Below are 17968 nucleotides of genomic sequence, written 5' to 3'. Positions count from 1 at the left end.
TGGAGATCGGCCCGCTGCTGGGCCGGCAGTGACGCCGGGACAGCCCACCCCGGAGAACCCGGTCGGAGGACGGCCGCGATACTTGGTCCATGAAGCTCAGCCGCTCCGTCTCCTGGTTCCTGCTCGTGTTCGGGGTGTGGAGCTGGTTCATCTGGATCACTTTCGTCAAGAACCTGTGGCAGGACGCAAGCGGGCTCGCCTTCGACGACGCGGGTGACCCCACCGGCTACTTCTGGGTCCATCTGCTGCTCGCCGTCACGTCCTTTGTTCTGGGGACGGTCATCGGGGTCATCGGGTTGCGCGGGGTGCGCTCCCTGCGTCGCGAAAGCGGCCAGGGAACAGGCCTGGGAACCGACCCGGGAACAGACCCGGGAACAGGGAACGGCCAGGAGACAGGGAGCCGGTCATGACGGCCGTCGTCGTACTCGTGATCATTCTGGTCTTCGCACTGCTCGCCGCCGTCCACCGGTACGTGTGGCGGCGGCTGGTCCGCGACACGACCGCGCGGGGCACCGCGGCGCGCCGGATCGGTACGGCGGTGGTCTGGGCACTGCCCCTGCTGTCGCTCGCGGCCCTCACCTCCGGCCGGGCCGGAGCGCCGTTCTGGCTGCAGCGGATCGTGGCGTGGCCCGGCCAGCTCTGGCTCGCGGTGCTGCTCTACCTGGTCCTGGCGCTGGTCGTGGGCGAGGCGGTCCGGCCGCTGCTCCGCAGGGCGCTGGAGCGCCGTGCCGCCGCGTCCGGCGATCACCCGGACGAGGCCGCCGCCTCCTCGGCGCAGGCCATGTCCGAGTCCGCCGCCAAGGGCGCGGTCCTCGCCGGGTCCGCCGCCTCGCAGGCCGCGGGCGCCTCCGGTGAAGGGGCCGGTCCGGCGGAGGGCGCGGTCGCGGTCGACGGCGCGACACCGACCGGGCCCGCCGAAAATGCGGCCGCCTCCGCCGAACCGGGTGCGGGCCGCGTCGACGACTCGGTCGGCGCCGGCGTGTCGCGGCGGCTGTTCGTGTCGCGGATCGTCGGCGGCGCGGCGGCCGCCGCCGCGCTGGGGACCGTCGGCTACGGCACGTACGGCGTGCTCCGCGGCCCCAGCGTCAAGCGTGTCACCGTTCCGCTCGCCAAACTGCCGCGCACCGCCCACGGCTTCCGTATCGCCGTCGTCAGCGACATCCACCTCGGGCCGATCCTCGGCCGCTCCCACACGCAGCGCATCGTCGACTCGATCAACGCCACCCAGCCGGACCTCGTCGCCGTCGTCGGCGACCTCGTCGACGGCTCGGTCGCCGACCTCGGGTCCGCGGCGGAGCCGCTCGCGCAGCTCCGCGCCCGCCACGGCTCGTTCTTCGTGACCGGCAACCACGAGTACTTCTCCGGCGCCGACGAGTGGGTCGACCACGTCCGTGAGCTCGGGCTGCGCCCGCTGCGCAACGAGCGCGTCGAGATCGCCCGCGGCTTCGACCTCGCCGGCGTCGACGACGTGGCCGGCGAGAACGAGGGCCAGGGCCCCGACTTCGTACGGGCCCTCGGCGACCGGGACCGCTCCCGCGCCGCCGTGCTCCTCGCGCACCAGCCGGTCGTCATCCACGACGCCGTCGAGCACGCAGTCGACCTGCAGCTGTCCGGTCATACGCACGGCGGGCAGCTCTGGCCCGGCAACCTGCTGGCCGGGCTGGCCAATCCCACCGTCGCCGGGCTGGAACGCTACGGCGACACCCAGCTCTACGTGACCCGTGGCGCGGGCGCCTGGGGCCCGCCGGTGCGGGTCGGGGCGCCGTCCGACATCACCGTCGTGGAGCTCGCCTCGCGCCAGGCGTAGCCCTCGCGCCTCAGTCCTTCTTGCGGGCCGCCACGGTCTGCGCCATGCCCGGCAGGAAGTCCGTGAACAGCTCGTGCACTTCGTGGACGAGCGGGCGCAGCACCCGGAAGCGGGCGAGCGCCACGCCGCGGGCGGTGAGCCGGGCACCGCGCTGGGCGAGGCGCCTGCTGCGCTCGCTGTTCTCCGAGCGGTCGAAGACCCAGTACAGGACCAGGCCCATCTGGGAGAGCCACATCAACTCGGGGAGGATCTCCCGCAGTTCCTCCGCGACCTTCGACTTCGACCCGGCCAGCACCTCCCGGTGGACGTCGATGGCGGCCTCGCGGGCGTGTTCCGACTCGGGGGAGAAGGGGCTGAGCGGGCTCTCCGGGTCGGCCGCGTTCTTGAAGAACTGGGCCGCGAACTCGTGGTACGGCGCGGCGATGTCGAGCCAGGCGGTGAGCACGCCCGCCAGCCGGGCCTCGAGGTCGGTCTCCTTGTCCAGTACGGGCCGCACCGCCGCCTGATGCTCGGCGGCGATCCGGTCGTAGAAGCCCTGGACGAGGTGTTCCTTGGAGCCGAAGTAGTAGTAGGCGTTCCCCACCGAGACCCCGGCCTCTTTGGCGATGGCCCGCATCGTCGTCTTGTCGTAGCCGCGTTCCTGGAAGAGCCGGAGCGCGGTCTCGAGGATGAGCGTGCGGGTCTGTTCGCTCTTCGGAGCCTTCGCTCCGGCAGGGGCGTTCTCAGTCACGGTGCCTGAGCCTAGTCGGGTACCGAGCACCGGTCGTCGCAGGGAGCGGCTCCCGTGGCCCCTGTGCTCCCCGCGGCCCCGGAGCCCGTCGCCTCCCGGTACTTGGCCGCCGCGAGCATCGAGACGCGCACGAACGGGGCGCCGGCCGGGGTGGCGAGCCAGTGGGCCTTGGGCCGGTGCTCGGCCAGGGCCCAGAGGCAGACGATCCACGCGGCCTGGCCCGCGTAGACCTGGCCCCGGTCGCCGATGACGGTGATCTCGCGCATGGTCCTCGCGTGATCGAGCTTCGGATATCTGTGCCGCGCCTCCGCCGACCCCGCGGGCACCAGGCGCAGCGGCACGAGCTGCGGCTGCCGCAGCAGCCAGCTCCGCAGATGTACGCACAGGGAGCAGTCGGCGTCGTAGAGGACGGTGAGCGACCGGACCGCGATGCGCATCGGGTCACGCTCCGGCGGGGCCGCCGGCGGGGGCGGTCCACGGGCCCGCGGGGGCCTGCTGCGTCCAGCCCTGGGGGTGGACCGGCGGGGTGTGCTCGCGTTCCATCACCCGGCGGCGGCGGATCTTGTTGAGCACGTAGACGTTGCCGAGGTGCATGACGCCGAGGACGAGCAGGACGACTCCGATCTTGACCGACAGGGCCTCGAAGAGGCCGCGGGTCTCGGTGATCTCGTCGGCGGACCTGAGGTAGAGCGCGATGAAGCCGAGGTTCACGAGGTAGAAGCCGACCACCAGCAGGTGGTTCACGGCGTCCGCGAGCTTCTCGTCCCCCTTGAGCACATCGGCGAGGAAGATCCGCCCATTCTTGCTGAGGGTGCGGGCGACCCAGGCGGTGAGCCCGACGCTGATCAGCAGGTAGGCGACGTACGCGACAACAGTGAGGTCCATGCCCCACCCTCCCTTGAACATGTTCAAAAGCTGGTGATCCTGACTGTAGACCTGTCTTTGAACATGTTCAAGTGAAGGTCGCGCGGGCTCGCGGCGCCGAAGGGGCGACGGGAAAAAGGGGGAGCGCCCGGGGCGGGCGCGGCCGTAACCTCGGCCCGATGACTCTTACTTATGACGAGGTCGGCGAAGGTCCTCCCGTTCTCCTGCTCCACTCCTCCGTGTGCGACCGGCGGATGTGGGACGCCCAGTTCCACGCGCTGGCGGACGCCGGGCACCGCGTGGTGCGCTGCGACTTCCGCGGCTACGGCGCGACACCGGTGGCCGAGGGCCCCTATACGGACGCCGGCGACGTGCTCGCGCTGATGGACGCCCTCGGTCTCGAACGGGCCGCCCTGGTCGGGTCCTCGTTCGGCGGCCGGGTCGCCCTGCTGGCGGCCGCCGCCGCCCCGCGCCGGGTGAGCGCGCTGGCGCTGCTGTGCGCAGCCCCGCTGCCCGGTCATGAACCGAGCGCCGAACTGGCCGCCTTCGGCGCCCGCGAGGACGAGCTCTTCGAGGCGGGCGACCTGGCGGGCGCGGCCGCGCTGAACGTCGCCACCTGGGTCGGCCCGGACGCCGATCAGGCGGCCAGGGACGCCGTGTACGCGATGCAGCTCCACGCCTTCGAGGTCCAGACGGCCGCCGAGAAGGCCGCGGAGAGCGACGGCGCGCCCTACGTCCTGTCCGGCGGCAGGGTCACCGAGTCGCCCGACTTCTCGGAGTTCACCGCGCCCTGCCTCGCCGTGTCCGGTGCCCACGACCTGCCGGACTTCTCCCGGGCGGCCGCCCGCGTCCCGGAGCTGCTGCCGAACGCCCGCCATCTCGAACTGCCCTGGGCCGGCCATCTCCCCGGCCTGGAGCGGCCCGCCGAGACGAGCGCCCTGCTGACCGGCTTCCTGGCCGGAGCGGCCGGAGCGGCCGGAGCGGTCTGAGGTCTGAGCGGCCGGAGCGGGCCTCCCGGCGCCCCCTGAGCCGGACCCCCGCCGGGCGGCCGCGTGCGGCGCCTCAGGCTCGGCGGATGCGCGGGGCGCCGGTCACGGAGACGACCAGGGAGTACAGCGAGGTCGTGGCCGTGATGAACATGCGGTTGTTCTTGGGGCCGCCGAAGGCGACGTTTGAGACGGCCTCCGGGACGCGGATGCGGCCGATCAGGGTGCCGTCGGGGTCGTAGCAGTGGACGCCGTCGTACATCGCCGCCACCCACAGCCGGCCTTCGTCGTCGAAGCGGATGTTGTCGAACCGGGCGTCGCCGCCCGCCTCGGCGAACACCTTCCCGTCGTCCAGCGTGCCGTCGTCGCGGACGCCGAAGACGCGGATGTGGCCGGCGACGGTGTCGGACACGAACAACTGCCGCTCGTCCGGCGAGAAGACGAGGCCGTTGGGTCCGCCGAAGCCGTCGGCGGCCCGCCGCACGGCACCGGTCGACGGGTCGATCCGGTAGACGTCGCAGCCGTCCATCTCCTGCGCGGCGCGGTCCGCGCGGCCCGAGGGCTGAACGCCGGCGCCCCGCCCGGCCGGAGCTACATGCTGCTCAGCGACCGCGCGTAGTTGATCTGACCCATCACCATCTGGAACGTCTCCGGGCGGTGCGCGGGGATCATCGTAGAGTGGTGCTTGCCGTCGCTGGTGACCGTGGCCTGCACGAAGCCGGTGGTCTGCGGCTCCTTGATCAGCAGGAAGAGCAGCCCCAGCCCGCACAGCCCGGCGAACAGGCAGGCGAGCACGATGGCGTAGACCGGGATCTTCTCCTCGGTGCGCGACAGGTCCGTCGCGTTCCACACGGCGGACTTCAGCGGCAGCGTGCCGGCGGGGGTGACGATCGAGTCCTGGAGGACCATGATGTCGCCGATCGCGACCAGCGGGTGCCCGCCCATCGTCATCGGCGGCACCGGCACCGGGACGCCGGCGGGCTGCGTCTGCGCGTAGGCCGGGGTCTGGTCGTGGGGGTAGCCGTAGCCCGGCGCGGCGGCGGGGTAGCCGTAGGCGGGAGTCCCGGGCGGCTGGGTCGGGCCCCACTCGTACTCGGGCTCGCCGTCCTGGTAGGGATTGGGCGTCGTCATGTTCTCGTCCCCGCTTTCCCGCTGCCTCGGATCGGGCGCGTCCCCCGATCCTGCCAGGTGCGCCGGACCAGGTGAAGCCCGATCCGGCATACGGGCGAGCCCCGGCTCCACCGTGGGAGCCGGGGCCCTTGACGCCGTGTCACATGAGGGGCGGCGGGGTCAGAAGCGACGCGTGATCAGCGCGCGCTTCACTTCCTGGATCGCCTTGGTGACCTCGATACCGCGCGGGCAGGCGTCCGTGCAGTTGAACGTGGTGCGGCAACGCCACACGCCGTCCTTGTCGTTGAGGATCTCCAGGCGCTGCTCCCCGGCCTCGTCGCGCGAGTCGAAGATGAAGCGGTGCGCGTTGACGATCGCCGCCGGGCCGAAGTACTGGCCGTCGTTCCAGAACACCGGGCACGAGGACGTGCACGCGGCGCACAGGATGCACTTGGTGGTGTCGTCGAAGCGCTCGCGGTCCTCTGCGGACTGCAGACGCTCACGCGTCGGCTCGTTGCCGTTCGTGATCAGGAAGGGCATCACGTCGCGGTACGCCTGGAAGAACGGCTCCATGTCCACGACCAGGTCCTTGAGGACCGTCAGGCCCTTTATGGCCTCGACCGTGATGGGCTTCTCCGGGTTGATGTCCTTGATCAGCGTCTTGCAGGCGAGCCTGTTCTTGCCGTTGATCCGCATCGCGTCGGAGCCGCAGATGCCGTGCGCGCACGAGCGGCGGAAGGTGAGCGAGCCGTCGACGTCCCACTTGATCTTGTGGAGGGCGTCGAGGACGCGCTCCTTGGGGTCGATCTCGATCTGGAAGTCCTCCCAGACCGCGTGCTCCGACACCTCGGGGTTGAAGCGGCGGATCCGGAAGGTGGCGGTGATGTACGGGGAGTCGGCGAAGCCGGCTTCCCGCTTCTCCAGGGTCGGGGCAGTCATCAGTACTTACGCTCCATCGGCTGGTAGCGGGTCTGGACGACCGGCTTGTAGTCGAGACGGATCGACTGGGAGCCGTCGTCGCCCACCTCGCGGTACGCCATGGTGTGGCGCATGAAGTTGACGTCGTCGCGGTTCGGGAAGTCCTCGCGGTAGTGACCGCCGCGGGACTCCTTGCGGGCCAGCGCGGAGACGGCCATGACCTCGGCCAGGTCGAGCAGGTTGCCCAGCTCGACGGCCTCCAGCAGGTCCGTGTTGAACCGCTTGCCCTTGTCCTGGATGGACACGTTGAGGTAGCGCTCGCGCAGCTCGGCGATCTTCTCGACCGCGGTCTTGATCGTCTGCTCGGTGCGGAACACCATCACGTTGGCGTCCATCGTCTCCTGGAGCTCCTTGCGGAGGACGGAGACCCGCTCGGAGCCGGTGGAGCCCAGCAGCCGCTCGACCTGCTCGGCGACGAACGACGCCGGGTCCTCGGGCAGGTCGACGTAGTCGACGGTGGCCGAGTAGTCGGCGGCGGCGATGCCGGCGCGCTTGCCGAAGACGTTGATGTCCAGCAGCGAGTTGGTGCCGAGGCGGTTGGCGCCGTGCACCGAGACGCAGGCGACCTCACCGGCGGCGTACAGGCCGGGCACGACCGTGGTGTTGTCCATGAGGACCTCACCCTGGACGTTGGTCGGGATGCCGCCCATGGCGTAGTGCGCGGTCGGCTGGATCGGGATCGGGTCCGTGTAGGGCTCGATGCCGAGGTACGTACGCGCGAACTCGGTGATGTCCGGGAGCTTGGCGTCCAGCTGCTCCGGCGGCAGGTGGGTCAGGTCCAGGAAGACGTGGTCGCCCTCGGGACCGCAGCCGCGGCCCTCGCGGATCTCCGTGTAGATGGAGCGGGAGACGACGTCACGGGACGCGAGGTCCTTCATGACCGGCGCGTACTTCTCCATGAAGCGCTCGCCGTCCTTGTTGCGGAGGATGCCGCCCTCACCGCGGGCGCCCTCCGTCAGCAGGATGCCCATGCGCCAGATGCCCGTCGGGTGGAACTGGAAGAACTCCATGTCCTCCAGCGGCAGACCGCGGCGGTAGCAGGCCGCCTGGCCGTCACCGGTCAGGGTGTGCGCGTTCGAGGTCACCTTGAAGAACTTGCCGGTGCCGCCGGACGCGTAGATCACGGCCTTCGCCTGGAAGACGTGGATCTCGCCGGTGGCCAGCTCGTAGGCGACCACGCCGGACGACTTCTTGACGCCGTCGACCTCGGTGATCAGCTGGTCCAGGACGTAGAACTCGTTGAAGAACTCCACGCCCTCCTTGACGCAGTTCTGGTACAGCGTCTGGAGGATCATGTGGCCGGTGCGGTCCGCGGCGTAGCAGGACCGGCGGACCGGCGCCTCGCCGTGGTTGCGCGAGTGGCCGCCGAAGCGGCGCTGGTCGATGGTGCCGCCCGGGGTCCGGTTGAACGGCAGGCCCATCTTCTCCAGGTCGAGGACGGCGTCGATGGCCTCCTTCGCCAGGATCTCGGCGGCGTCCTGGTCGACCAGGTAGTCACCGCCCTTGACCGTGTCGAAGGTGTGCCACTCCCAGTTGTCCTCCTCCACGTTGGCCAGCGCGGCGGCCATGCCGCCCTGCGCGGCACCCGTGTGGGAGCGGGTCGGGTAGAGCTTCGTCAGCACGGCGGTGCGGCTGCGCTTCGTCGACTCGATGGCGGCGCGCATACCGGCGCCGCCGGCCCCGACGATGACGGTGTCGTACTTGTGGATCTTCATGAGTGGATTACCTCAGCCCCGTGCCTAGCGGATGTTCGGGTCGAAGGTGAAGATCACCAGCGTGCCCAGAAGGATGGTGAACACCGTGGCGGTGTACAGCAGGCCCTTGAGCCACAGACGCGTGTTCGGGCGCTCCGCGTAGTCGTTGATGACCGTGCGGAGGCCGTTGGCGCCGTGCAGCATGGCCAGCCACAGCATCAGCAGGTCCCAGGTCTGCCAGAACGGGGACGCCCAGCGGCCGGCCACGAAGGCGAAGCCGATCTTGGAGACGCCGCCGTCGAGCACCAGCTGGATCAGCAGGTGGCCGATGACCAGGACGACGAGGACCACACCGGACAGGCGCATGAACAGCCATGCGGCCATCTCGAAGTTCCCGCGTGTCGAACGCGGGGTCTTCTTGGTGCGCTTGCGGGGGGCCTCGATGAGCGGGGCCGGGTTGTCCACGTCGTAGACGTGGGCTCCCTCGACGGGACCGACGGCGGAAGTGGTGTCAGTGGACATTTCTGGCCTCAGCTCCCGAAGACTTCGCGGACGGCGTGGCCGAGCACGGGGTAAAGGGCGCCCACCATCAGCACGAACCAGATGGCCATGACGGACCAGAACATCTGCTTCTGGTAGCGCGGGCCCTTGGACCAGAAGTCCACGGCGATGACGCGCAGGCCGTTGAGCGCGTGGAAGAGGATCGCGGCCACGAGGCCGTACTCCAGCAGCGCGACGATGGGCGTCTTGTAGGTGGCGACGACCTCGTCGTACGCCTCAGGAGAGACGCGGACGAGAGCGGTGTCCAGCACATGTACGAACAGGAAGAAGAAAATGAGGACGCCGGTGACTCGGTGAGCCACCCAGGACCACATTCCTTCCCGGCCGCGGTACAGCGTTCCAGCCGGCACGGAAGAACCCTCCGGGAGCGGGGATTGGGGCCATGCCGGCTTGTGGGTGTCGGTCTGGCCCGGCCGGGTACGGTCCACCGGCCCTGGCCATCGTAGCGACGTGTTGTCGGTTCGTTCGCGCGGGGTCCACGGGTGTGATCAAACAGGCAATCAATCAGCCTCGTACGGACCAGTCCCCGGAGCCCGTCGGGGCGCGCCGGGCTGCCGGCCGACGGGGTCCGGGGTGTCGCTCTCCGGGTGGTCGGCCATGGCGTGCGCCAGGCGGGAGCGGACCAGGGCCCGCAGTTCCTCGGCCGAAATCGCCCGCTCCTCGTCCGGCTCGTGGGAAAGTCGGCTCCGGATCCCGGCCAGTACCTGGTCCAGGCACTCGTCGCGCCCGTACGCGTCGAGGCAGATGACGAACGCATGTCCGAATTTGGCCTCGTATGCCGTGTGTGCGGCGGCGAGCGCCGTGTGGGCGGCCTGCGGGGCGCTCGGCGGCAGTCCGGTGGACGACTCGCCGGCCAGCACCGCGTGAACGTCGGCGGGGCTGAGGTCGTATCCGGCCTCGTCGCAGCCGGCGAAGAGGGACTCGAGGTCGGGGTAGGGCCGGTGCTCGACCACGCGGCGGGCCCAGTGGCGGCTGCCGCAGCAGGCGAGGACGACCGCCTCCGCGGCGTCGGCCGGGGCGCTGTTGAAGTGCTCGAGGCCCGGCTGCGCGCGACGCTGGGACGGTATGGCAGAAGGGGCGGCGGCGCTCCGGGTGTGGTGGAGTGTCGGCGGTCGCTGCGGGAGGCCGGCGTGGGATTCGCTGGTCAGCGGGGGCTCCTCGAAGGCAGCGGGGCGGTAGGGAAGGGAGAGAAGGGTGTGTCGTAACGCTATCGACCAGGACGAGAAGCTGTCCGACGGATGCGCGAATTTCACCCGAACGGGAGAGTTTGAGCCGAGGTAGTGGACAAAGGAGGGGGAGCTTGTACGGGGTTTCGCCGCTTATGGGAGGTATCAGAACGATGTGGCTCTCTCGCAGGATCCGTCTGACCGGTGCGATAACCGCCACGGCCGCCGTCTTCTCCATGACGCTGGCCGGCTGCTCCGAGGAAGGCGCCCCCGAACCGGGCAGTGCGCCACCGGACCGGGCGGGCACCACATCGGAGGCCGCCGCCCCGAGCCCGAGCCCCACCCGCACCTATCCGATGTCCGAGGAACCCGCGACCATCCCCTCCGTCCGCGCCCACCAGGCCGCCCGCGGTCCCGGCTGGAGCCGGACCGGCGACAGCGGCGTCGTCGTCGCCAAGGGCAGCGAGGCCCTGTCCGACGAGGGCAGGCTGCTCGCCCAGGAACTGAAGCTCACCTACCGCGGCACGGTCGCCGCCGGGGCCGGCGACGTGGAGCTGGCCCTCGCCGGTGACGGCGCCGCCGAGTCGTACACGCTGACCACCAGCGGCGGCCGGGTGCGGATCACCGGCCCGGACGAGGCCGGGGTCTTCTACGGCACCCGCACCCTGAAGCAGGCGGTGCGCTCGGGCGGCTCGATGCCCGAGGGCGTCGTACGCGACCGGCCCGACCGCCCCCAGCGCGGGCTGAACCTCGACATCGCGCGCAAGCACTTCACCGCCGGGTGGATCGAGGACCGGCTGCGCGAGATGGCCGACCTCAAACTCAATCAGCTCGGCCTGCACTTCTCCGACGACCAGGCCTTCCGTATCGAGTCCGACTCGCACCCCGAGGTCGTCTCCGAGCAGCACCTCACCAAGGACGAGGTCCGCCGGATCCTGGCGCTCGCCGAGCGTCTGCACATCACCGTCTTCGGCGAGATCGACTCCCCGGGACACCTGGGCGCCGTGCTGCGGGCGCATCCGCAGCTCCAGCTCCGCAACACCCAGGGAACGCCCAGGCGGGGCGCCATCGACATCTCCCAGCCCGACGCGGCCCGTATCGTCGACGACCTGCTGCGGGAGTACACGGCGCTCTTCCCCGGCGCCTGGTTCCACGTCGGCGCCGACGAGTACCAGGCCCTCACGGTGAGCGACCCGGCCGCCTCCTACCCGCAGCTCGCCCGCGCCGCCGCGCAGAAGCACGGCGCCGGAGCCACCATCGAGGATCTGGCGGAGGGCTGGCTGAACGACCGCGCCGCCGTGGTCCGCGAGGCGAAGAAGACCCCCAAGGCGTGGAACGACGGCTTCTTCCGCGGCGGCGAGGTCACCGTCGACAAGAGCGTCGAGGTCGAGTACTGGACCGGCAAGGAGATCGGGGCCCGCCCGCCGGTCGAGTATCTGGCCGAGGGCCGGCGGGTGGTGAACCTCAACGACGAGTTCCTCTACTACGTGCTCGGCGAGCCCAACCAGTTCACCTACCCCACGGGCCGCCGCATCTACGAGCAGTGGACACCGCTGGTGCTGCGCGGCACCGAGGCCGTGCCGGAGAAGTACTCCGCCCAGATCCTGGGCGGCCGCTTCGCCGTCTGGTGCGACCTGGCGAACGCACAGACCCAGGACCAGGTCGCGGCCGGCATCCGCCGCCCGCTGCAGGCGACGGCCCAGAAACTGTGGGACCCGCGGCAGCCGGAGCGGAGCTGGCAGTCGTTCGACGAGCTGGCGCGAAAGCTGGGCTGACCGGGCGGGGACGTCACCGGTGGCCCGCGCACCATGCGCAGGTACCGACGGTCGCGGTGTGAGTCCGCCCGGGGGTGTGCGGGCTCACACCGCGGTCACGTCAGGACGGCCAACAGCGCACTGCGCGGGGCCAGTTCCTGTGAAGGGAACGTAACAGAGCGGTGGCGCAACCGTGTGCGAACGCTCGATGTCAACGGTAACGTTCCGGCCACGCTGTGACGCATTCGAGCCAACGGACGCAGTAGGGACAGGTACAAGGGCAAAGTACTGCGTCCGTGACGGAAGGCGTCCGCATGACCTCCAACAGCCTGACGGCCCTGATCGCACAAGCGGATGAGCGGGGCCTGGCCGCGAGTGGGCTCGCGTGTCTGGACCGCTGTCTGCCCGTACTCGCCGCGGAGGACGACACCCTGCGCTCGCTCTGGGCGGGACTCGCCGACGGCGAGGAGAGCTGGGCCGGCGAACTCGCGGCCGTACGGCAGGCCATGGAGGCGATGCCCGCCGACGACGAGGACGCGGCACTGGTCCGCCGGATGCTCGGCGCCGCCCCCTCCGACTGGGCCGCCGGGCCGCTGCGCGAGTGGGCGGACGGCTGCTCCCTCGCCGCCCTCGAGGTGCACCGCCGTTTCGACGCGGGCGGCTGCGGGCCCGACGCCCTGGAAGGCTGCCGCGAGGGCGACGCGGACGGCGCCGGACCGCTGATGGCCGGGGAGCTGCGGAGGCAGGCGCAGATCCTGGAGATGCTCGCGGAACCGGCCGGCGGCAACGGGCTGCGCCACGCGCTCGAGGTGTCGGTGGAGGGCCGCCGCGTGCTGCGCGCCGCGGTCTCGCGCCGGGCGCGCGTCACGGGCTGAGGCGGCGCGGTACGTCCGGCCGCCGCGCCGTCAAGAGCCCGACGGACGCCTCGCCGAAGGTGACGTCCTACCTACGCCTGAAAGCTGACGTGCGTGCGGCTCCTTCCGAAGGGAAGCGCTGAGCTGGGACAAGCCGTCACCACTGCGCGGCCCAGGCCAGGCTCTCGTCCGCGACCTGTTCCCAGCCCTCGTGGAAGCAGGTGCCGTGGTCGCGGTCTGGGTACTCGCGGTACTCGGTGACCGCTTTGGAGCGCAGGTGGCGGCGGTGGTTTTCGAGTACGACGCTCGGCGGGACGATGCGGTCGGCGGTGCCGGCGACCATCAGCAGGGGGGAGCGGGCGTCGTTGCGGTAGTCCACGTAGGTGGCCGCCCGTGCCTTGGGTGTGAGGTTGGCCAGGCCGGCCTGGAAGAGTGGACGGCCGGGCCCGGGGATAGCCCAGGTGGCGCGTTCGCGGGCGGCCTGTTCCGCGGAGACGGTGTTGGCGAAAACGTAGTGGAACTGGCGCTCGGTGAGTGCCACGGTGCGGTTGAGGTTGGCCGGGTTGCCGAGCACGGGCCACGCGGCGCGGAGCGCGGACAGCGGCAGGCCGAGAACGCCGCGCGGCTGGCCGGGGTGGAGTGCGACACCGGCCCGGCCCCAGCCGCGGTCCAGCAGGATCTGGGTGACCAGGCCGCCGAAGGAGTGGCCGATGATCACAGGCTGCTCGGGCAGGGTCCGCAGAAACGCCTCGTAGTGGTCGGCGATCTCCTTCACGCCCAGCCCGGCGGGGGCCTTGTCGTGGTCGAGGGGCTCGCCGAGCTGTGAGACGCCGGGCCAGGCCGGGGCGTGCACGGTGTGCCCTTGTGCGACGTAGCGCTCGATCCAGGGCTGCCAGCTGTGCGGGGTCATCCAGAGGCCGTGGACGAGCAGGATGGCCGGTGCGGGCATGAAGGCTCCCCAAGATCGATGGCCCGTGGAAGACAGACCGTTCTTTCTTCGTAGACTGGACTGCCCGACGGTTGCTGTCAAACCGGCGGGACAAACGTGTCGGTTAGGTTTGCGTCTATGAGCACCGAGATTTCCGTCAAGCCGCGCCAGCGCCTCCTGGACACTGCGGCGGAGCTGTTCTACGCGGAGGGCATCCACGCCGTCGGGGTGGACCGGCTGATCTCCATGGCGGGGGTCACCAAGGCCACCTTCTACCGGCACTTCCACGGCAAGGACGAGCTGGTCCTGGCCTACCTCCACACGCGTGACGAGGGCATCCGCGCTCGGGCGGCGCAGGCGGCCGCGGCCGCGAAGGACCCCGGCCACGTCGTTGAACTGCTGGTGGCGGGCCTTGCCGAAGAGATCTGTGAGCCGGGCTTTCGCGGCTGCGCCTTCATCAACGCCGCTGCCGAGTACCCGGACCCGCAGCACCCGGTCCGACAGCTGATCGCGGCGCACCGCGCCTGGTTCCGCAATACGCTGGCCGAACTGGCCGGCGCCTGCGGCCACCCGACACCGGACGCGGCTGCAGCAGCCCTGGTGCTGCTGCGCGACGGTGCCATGGCAGGTGGCTACCTCGACGGCCAGGACGCGGTTTGCACCCACCTGGGCAGCACCGCACGGTCCCTGCTCCGGGCGAACTGACCCATCGTTCGACCGTCAAACCACTCCGCTCGGCACCCGGCTCCCACCCCCGACTGCGGCCTTCCCTTCAAGAGAGCCACACCCAACTGAGGTTGGCAAAGGCTCAATGATCGCTCTGCCAGTCGCGAGCGGCTGCTTGCGGTGAATTCAAGATGGGCGACTGCGCGCCAGGGACCCTGCCGGGAGGGCGACGCGGATGGCGCCGGGCCGCTGATGGCGGGGGAGTTGCGGCGCCAGGCGCAGATGCTGGAGGTCCTCGCAGAACCGCCCGGCGGCAACGGCCTGCGCCATGCGCTCGAGGTGTCGACCGAGGGCCTCCGCGTCCTGCGCGCCGCCGTCTCCCGCCGGGCCCGCGTCACGGGCTGAGGCGGCGCGGCACGTCCTGCCGGGGAGGGCCGGGCACGCGCGGCCGCCCCCACCAGGGCGGAGGCGGCCGCCGGGCCGGGCGGGTTCAGTGCGCGTACACCGACGCACCCGCCGTGCGGGGCGGGTTCAGTGCGCGTACACCGACGCACCCGCCGTGCGGGGCGGGTTCAGTGCGCGTACACCGACGCACCCGCCGTGCGGCGGATCTCCGGCAGCGCCGAGTAGAGCGTGGCGCCCGGGCAGAGCGTGGCGACACCGTCACGGTGCCCCGAGACGGTGTTCAGCGTGGCCTTCTCACCGGTCTTGTAGACCCCGGTCTCGCCCGCGGCCGTGAGCGTCACCTGCGCCTCGGGGTCGACACCGTGCAGGCCGAGCTTCCAGGCGGAGACATCGGCGACGGCCTTCTTGGCCGCGGCCGTGGGCGTACCGCCGTTCTCGTAGTCGCCGAGGACGGAGATGCCGGCCGAGTAGCCGTTGAAGCCGTAGGTGTGGGCGCCGCGGACCGGCTTGTCGACGCCGCCCGCGCGGCCCTCGAAGACCGTTCCGCACTTGTCGACGAAGAAGTTGTAGCCGACGTCGTTCCAGCCGTTGGTCTTCACGTGATACGTGAGGATCGCCCGGACGATGGCAGGGGAGTCGGCACAGTTGTAGGTGTTGGTCCCCGCGGTGTGGTGGACGAAGACCGCGTCGGCCTTGTCCAGGTAGGCCGGCGGGTCCTCGACGAGTGACTCGTCCGCGCCCCAGTCGGCGCGGCTGACGATCGCCGGTGCGGCGGGCGCCGCCGGTTCCGTCGACCGGCTCGGCTCGGTGCTCGGCTGCGCCGTGGGCTCGGCGGTCGGGTCCTGCGTCGGCTCGGCGGTGGGGCCGGTGGTCGGCTCCTCGCTCGGGGCGGGCGGGCTCGGCTCGGCCGTGGGCTCGGCGGTCGGGTCCTGCGTCGGCTCCTGGGAGGGCGCCGGGGGCGTCGGGTCCTGCGTCGGCTCGGCGGTGGGACCGGTGGTCGGCTCCTCGCTCGGGCTCGGCTCCGCCGTCGGCTCCTGCGGCTCCTCGGAGGGCGCCGGGGCAGTGGGAGAGTCCGGCTGCTCGGTGGGCGGCTCCTCCGCGGGCACGGAGGCGGACGCGGTCGGCTCGGGGGCCGTGCTCGGCGAGGTCTCCCCGCCGGGGGCCGACGTGCTCGGCGCGGCGGTGTCCGACTTCTTCGGCTTGGGCGACGGCTTGCCCTTCCCGTTCTCCTTGCCGTTCCCCTTGCCCTGTCCCTTGTCGCCCGCCGTCTCACCCGGGTCGATCATGTCGAGCCGCAGCGCCTTCGGCACCGCGGTCTCCTTGCCGTCGGCCACCACACGGGCCTCGACGCCGTCCGACGGCCCGACCCACAGCGGTTCCGACGCCCCGCGGACGCCCGAGGAGTCGCCCTCGTCCGACTCCGGCGCCCGGATGTCGAAGTCGAGGTCGTGCCAGTCGGTCCAGACGCCGTCGTCCGCGCCGCGGGTGCGTATCTGCGCGGTGCCCTCGAAGTCGTCGGCGCTGTCGTCCCAGGAGACGCCGACGAGCGAGAAGAGCTGCGTCCCGGTGCGCGGCAGCTCCCGCTTCTTGGTGTCCTTGCCGTCCAGCGCCAGCGTGTGGGCCTTCACCGGACGGGAGTTGTCGCGGGCGCCGGTCTCCTCAGAGCCGGTGACGGCCACGGCCGTCACCCCGGAGGCCCCGAGGACCACGGCTCCCGTCGCCAGCCAGATGGTGCGTTTGGTGTTGCTCGCCCGCCGTGCGCGGGTCCCTCTCGGACTCATGCCATCCCTCGTGAACTTGTACGCGCGTGCTGTGCGCGTTGATCAGCCGATCAGTTGTCTGTGGCGGGCAGCTCGCCCGCGCAGGTGGCGCGGCCGAACTCGCCCGTGGCGGTGGCGCGCTGGACGTGCTGGCCGCGGATGGCGAGCGTGCAGGCGGCCTGGCCGCCCTTCTCGCCCAGGACGACGGCCACGGTCGGCGCCTCGCCCAGCGGCACCTGGACCGTCTTCCTCCACGGGAGTTCGGCGTCCCGGACGACGGTCGCCGCACCGTCCTCGCCGCGGCCGAGGTACGAGATCTCGACCGGGCCCTCGCCGGTGACCTCGTACGTCACCTCGGCGGCCGGCGTGGCGGGGGCCTTCGGCCCGTCCTCCGTGTTGAGCACGCCGTAGCCGACGAGACCGCCGCAGGCGAGCAGCAGGACGGCGGCGATCATCACTCCCGCCCGGCCGCCGCCGCCCTTTTCCGCGTTCTTGTTCACCGCCTCGGTGTCCGCGGTTCGCTCGTCCGTCATTTCCGCGACGGCCGATTTCCGGCTGGTCTGCTCCGTTCCTGTCACCTCCGCTTCCGCGGTTTCCGTGTCCGGCGTTCCGGCGGACTCCGCCTCCGGCTCCGCGCTTTCTGTGGATTCCTTGGATGACATGAACGGGGACCGGCTTTCGGTGAGTCGGATCAATGTCGAAGTGCTCGAACCGGGCGGTTATACACCACGCGGAGCGCACCGCGCGAGCGACCGGACAAAAGGGGTGGAGTGGGGGTGTTTCCGGGGTCGGGTTGCCCCTGAATGTCCGTGGGGTTGACGGGGCGTCACCCGGATGGCCAATAATCCGCTGCCGCTTCCGCGAGCTGGGATTTCTCTGCTCGTGGACGGCGGTGCAGTCATGCTCCAGGCCGGGCGGAACCCTCTGCTCCGGCTCGTTCGGCGTGCCCGCCTCCGCCTATGCGCCGGCGGCCGCCGATGTCGAAAGGTAATGACGTGAAGGTGCCATACGGGAGATACGTCTCCTGTCTGGTGGCCGCGGCGGTGGCAGGCACACTGCTTCCGCAGGTCGCATACGCGGCCCCGCCATCAGAGCCCGGCAAGGACGACGGCAAGGGAATTGTCGACACCGTCGCCGGGTGGTTCGAAGATGCCGCCGAGGATAGCGAAAAGCCGCCCTCGTACGATAATCGAGGAATAGCCGACCGGCAGAAACTCGCCCCGGGAAAGAATGATCCGAAGGCGAAGCGGGTCAAGGAACTGACCTCCCGCCGGACGCCCTCCGCGCGCTTCTGGCAGCTCTCCGACGGCCGGGTCGAGGCCGAGCTGTCCGCCGCGCCGACCTCGTACCGGGACCCGGCCTCCAAGTCGTGGAAGTCCATCGACCCCCAGGTCCGCGCGGTCAGGGCCAAGGGCTTCGACTTCGCCAACATGGCGAACACCGGCCGCAGCTGGTTCGGCTCCGACCCGGACCGGCTGCTGCGTTTCGAGACGGCCGACGGCGACCGGTCGGTCACCCTCGGCCTTCAGGGCGCGGGCGGGAAACTGAAGCCCGAGGCCAAGGGCGCCACCGTCACCTACAGGGGAGCGGCGAATGGCGCCGACCTCTCCTACCAGGTCGGTCCCGGCCGGGTGAAGGAGAACATCACCCTGGCGCGGCGTCCCGCCGGTCCGGTGAAGTACACCTTCACCCTTGACACCGAGGG

The 17968-nt window shown here is 71.0% G+C and carries 20 protein-coding genes and 1 pseudogene; 8 read left to right on the top strand and 13 right to left on the bottom strand.

What is annotated here, in order from left to right:
- Positions 1–89: 89 nt before the first annotated feature.
- Both ACWD01_RS12085 and ACWD01_RS12080 read left to right on the top strand, forming a co-directional pair.
- Positions 90–410, top strand: coding sequence for an SCO4848 family membrane protein (locus ACWD01_RS12085; protein ID WP_451160756.1), 321 nt, complete (start codon positions 90–92; stop codon positions 408–410).
- On the top strand, positions 407–1807 hold the full coding sequence (locus ACWD01_RS12080) for a metallophosphoesterase (RefSeq protein WP_451160754.1): 1401 nt from the start codon (positions 407–409) through the stop codon (positions 1805–1807). Before ACWD01_RS12085 ends, ACWD01_RS12080 begins: the two co-directional genes overlap by 4 nt.
- 10 nt (positions 1808–1817) lie before the next feature.
- Here ACWD01_RS12080 and ACWD01_RS12075 read toward each other — a convergent pair whose 3' ends face one another.
- The 3 genes from ACWD01_RS12075 to ACWD01_RS12065 are packed head-to-tail and all read right to left on the bottom strand — an operon-like array spanning position 1818 to position 3422.
- Positions 1818–2537: a TetR family transcriptional regulator gene (locus ACWD01_RS12075; RefSeq protein WP_451160752.1), complete on the bottom strand. Its 720-nt coding sequence runs from the start codon at positions 2535–2537 to the stop codon at positions 1818–1820.
- An 11-nt stretch (positions 2538–2548) separates the two neighbouring features.
- On the bottom strand, positions 2549–2974 hold the full coding sequence (locus tag ACWD01_RS12070; RefSeq protein ID WP_451160750.1) for a thiol-disulfide oxidoreductase DCC family protein: 426 nt from the start codon (positions 2972–2974) through the stop codon (positions 2549–2551).
- A 4-nt stretch (positions 2975–2978) separates the two neighbouring features.
- The gene (locus tag ACWD01_RS12065; RefSeq protein ID WP_451160748.1) at positions 2979–3422 is read right to left on the bottom strand and encodes a hypothetical protein; all 444 of its coding nucleotides are present in this window, start codon (positions 3420–3422) and stop codon (positions 2979–2981) included.
- 158 nt (positions 3423–3580) lie between these two features.
- Between ACWD01_RS12065 and ACWD01_RS12060 the strand changes: the two genes are divergently transcribed.
- Positions 3581–4390 (top strand): alpha/beta fold hydrolase, encoded by an 810-nt coding sequence (locus ACWD01_RS12060; RefSeq protein ID WP_451160746.1) that lies wholly within the window; start codon positions 3581–3583, stop codon positions 4388–4390.
- A 73-nt stretch (positions 4391–4463) separates the two neighbouring features.
- On the opposite strand, the pseudogene ACWD01_RS12055 reads toward ACWD01_RS12060, so the two are convergent.
- The 7 genes and pseudogenes from ACWD01_RS12055 to ACWD01_RS12025 all read right to left on the bottom strand — a co-directional run.
- A pseudogene (locus ACWD01_RS12055) lies at positions 4464–4910 on the bottom strand (SMP-30/gluconolactonase/LRE family protein); the annotation flags it as partial.
- A 68-nt stretch (positions 4911–4978) separates the two neighbouring features.
- The gene (locus tag ACWD01_RS12050) at positions 4979–5518 is read right to left on the bottom strand and encodes a hypothetical protein (protein WP_451160744.1); all 540 of its coding nucleotides are present in this window, start codon (positions 5516–5518) and stop codon (positions 4979–4981) included.
- Positions 5519–5677: 159 nt separating this feature from the next.
- Positions 5678–6436, bottom strand: coding sequence for a succinate dehydrogenase iron-sulfur subunit (locus tag ACWD01_RS12045; RefSeq protein ID WP_356895444.1), 759 nt, complete (start codon positions 6434–6436; stop codon positions 5678–5680).
- On the bottom strand, positions 6436–8190 hold the full coding sequence (gene sdhA / locus ACWD01_RS12040) for a succinate dehydrogenase flavoprotein subunit (RefSeq protein WP_451160741.1): 1755 nt from the start codon (positions 8188–8190) through the stop codon (positions 6436–6438). Before sdhA ends, ACWD01_RS12045 begins: the two co-directional genes overlap by 1 nt.
- Before the next feature lie 24 nt (positions 8191–8214).
- Entirely contained in the window at positions 8215–8691 is a 477-nt protein-coding gene (locus tag ACWD01_RS12035; protein WP_451160739.1) for a succinate dehydrogenase hydrophobic membrane anchor subunit, read from the bottom strand.
- 8 nt (positions 8692–8699) lie between these two features.
- Positions 8700–9080, bottom strand: coding sequence for a succinate dehydrogenase, cytochrome b556 subunit (gene sdhC, locus ACWD01_RS12030; protein WP_451160737.1), 381 nt, complete (start codon positions 9078–9080; stop codon positions 8700–8702).
- Positions 9081–9230: 150 nt separating this feature from the next.
- Positions 9231–9983, bottom strand: a complete 753-nt coding sequence (locus tag ACWD01_RS12025; RefSeq protein WP_451160735.1) for a 2-oxo-4-hydroxy-4-carboxy-5-ureidoimidazoline decarboxylase — start codon at positions 9981–9983, stop codon at positions 9231–9233.
- Between the two features lie 86 nt (positions 9984–10069).
- Here ACWD01_RS12025 and ACWD01_RS12020 point away from each other — a divergent pair, with 86 nt between their 5' ends.
- Positions 10070–11671 (top strand): beta-N-acetylhexosaminidase, encoded by a 1602-nt coding sequence (locus tag ACWD01_RS12020; protein WP_451160733.1) that lies wholly within the window; start codon positions 10070–10072, stop codon positions 11669–11671.
- 293 nt (positions 11672–11964) lie between these two features.
- Complete coding sequence (locus ACWD01_RS12015; protein WP_451160731.1) at positions 11965–12525, top strand: hypothetical protein; 561 nt, start codon at positions 11965–11967, stop codon at positions 12523–12525.
- A gap of 136 nt (positions 12526–12661) precedes the next feature.
- On the opposite strand, the gene ACWD01_RS12010 is transcribed toward ACWD01_RS12015, so the two are convergent.
- The gene (locus ACWD01_RS12010; protein ID WP_451160729.1) at positions 12662–13453 is read right to left on the bottom strand and encodes an alpha/beta hydrolase; all 792 of its coding nucleotides are present in this window, start codon (positions 13451–13453) and stop codon (positions 12662–12664) included.
- Between the two features lie 117 nt (positions 13454–13570).
- Between ACWD01_RS12010 and ACWD01_RS12005 the strand changes: the two genes are divergently transcribed.
- Both ACWD01_RS12005 and ACWD01_RS12000 read left to right on the top strand, forming a co-directional pair.
- Complete coding sequence (locus tag ACWD01_RS12005) at positions 13571–14137, top strand: TetR/AcrR family transcriptional regulator (RefSeq protein WP_451160727.1); 567 nt, start codon at positions 13571–13573, stop codon at positions 14135–14137.
- 213 nt (positions 14138–14350) lie between these two features.
- Positions 14351–14503, top strand: a complete 153-nt coding sequence (locus tag ACWD01_RS12000) for a hypothetical protein (RefSeq protein WP_451160725.1) — start codon at positions 14351–14353, stop codon at positions 14501–14503.
- 167 nt (positions 14504–14670) lie between these two features.
- Here ACWD01_RS12000 and ACWD01_RS11995 read toward each other — a convergent pair whose 3' ends face one another.
- Both ACWD01_RS11995 and ACWD01_RS11990 read right to left on the bottom strand, forming a co-directional pair.
- Positions 14671–16284, bottom strand: a complete 1614-nt coding sequence (locus ACWD01_RS11995; RefSeq protein WP_451160723.1) for an N-acetylmuramoyl-L-alanine amidase — start codon at positions 16282–16284, stop codon at positions 14671–14673.
- A 50-nt stretch (positions 16285–16334) separates the two neighbouring features.
- The gene (locus ACWD01_RS11990) at positions 16335–16796 is read right to left on the bottom strand and encodes a hypothetical protein (protein WP_451160722.1); all 462 of its coding nucleotides are present in this window, start codon (positions 16794–16796) and stop codon (positions 16335–16337) included.
- A gap of 444 nt (positions 16797–17240) precedes the next feature.
- Between ACWD01_RS11990 and ACWD01_RS11985 the strand changes: the two genes are divergently transcribed.
- Positions 17241–17968 (top strand): hypothetical protein (locus tag ACWD01_RS11985; RefSeq protein ID WP_451161113.1); only part of this gene is annotated, 728 nt, incomplete at its 3' end.

The sequence above is a fragment of the Streptomyces sp. NPDC002835 genome, assembly GCF_053591995.1.
Note: the sequence above shows the minus strand (reverse complement) of the source record. Positions and strands in the feature narration are given on the sequence as shown.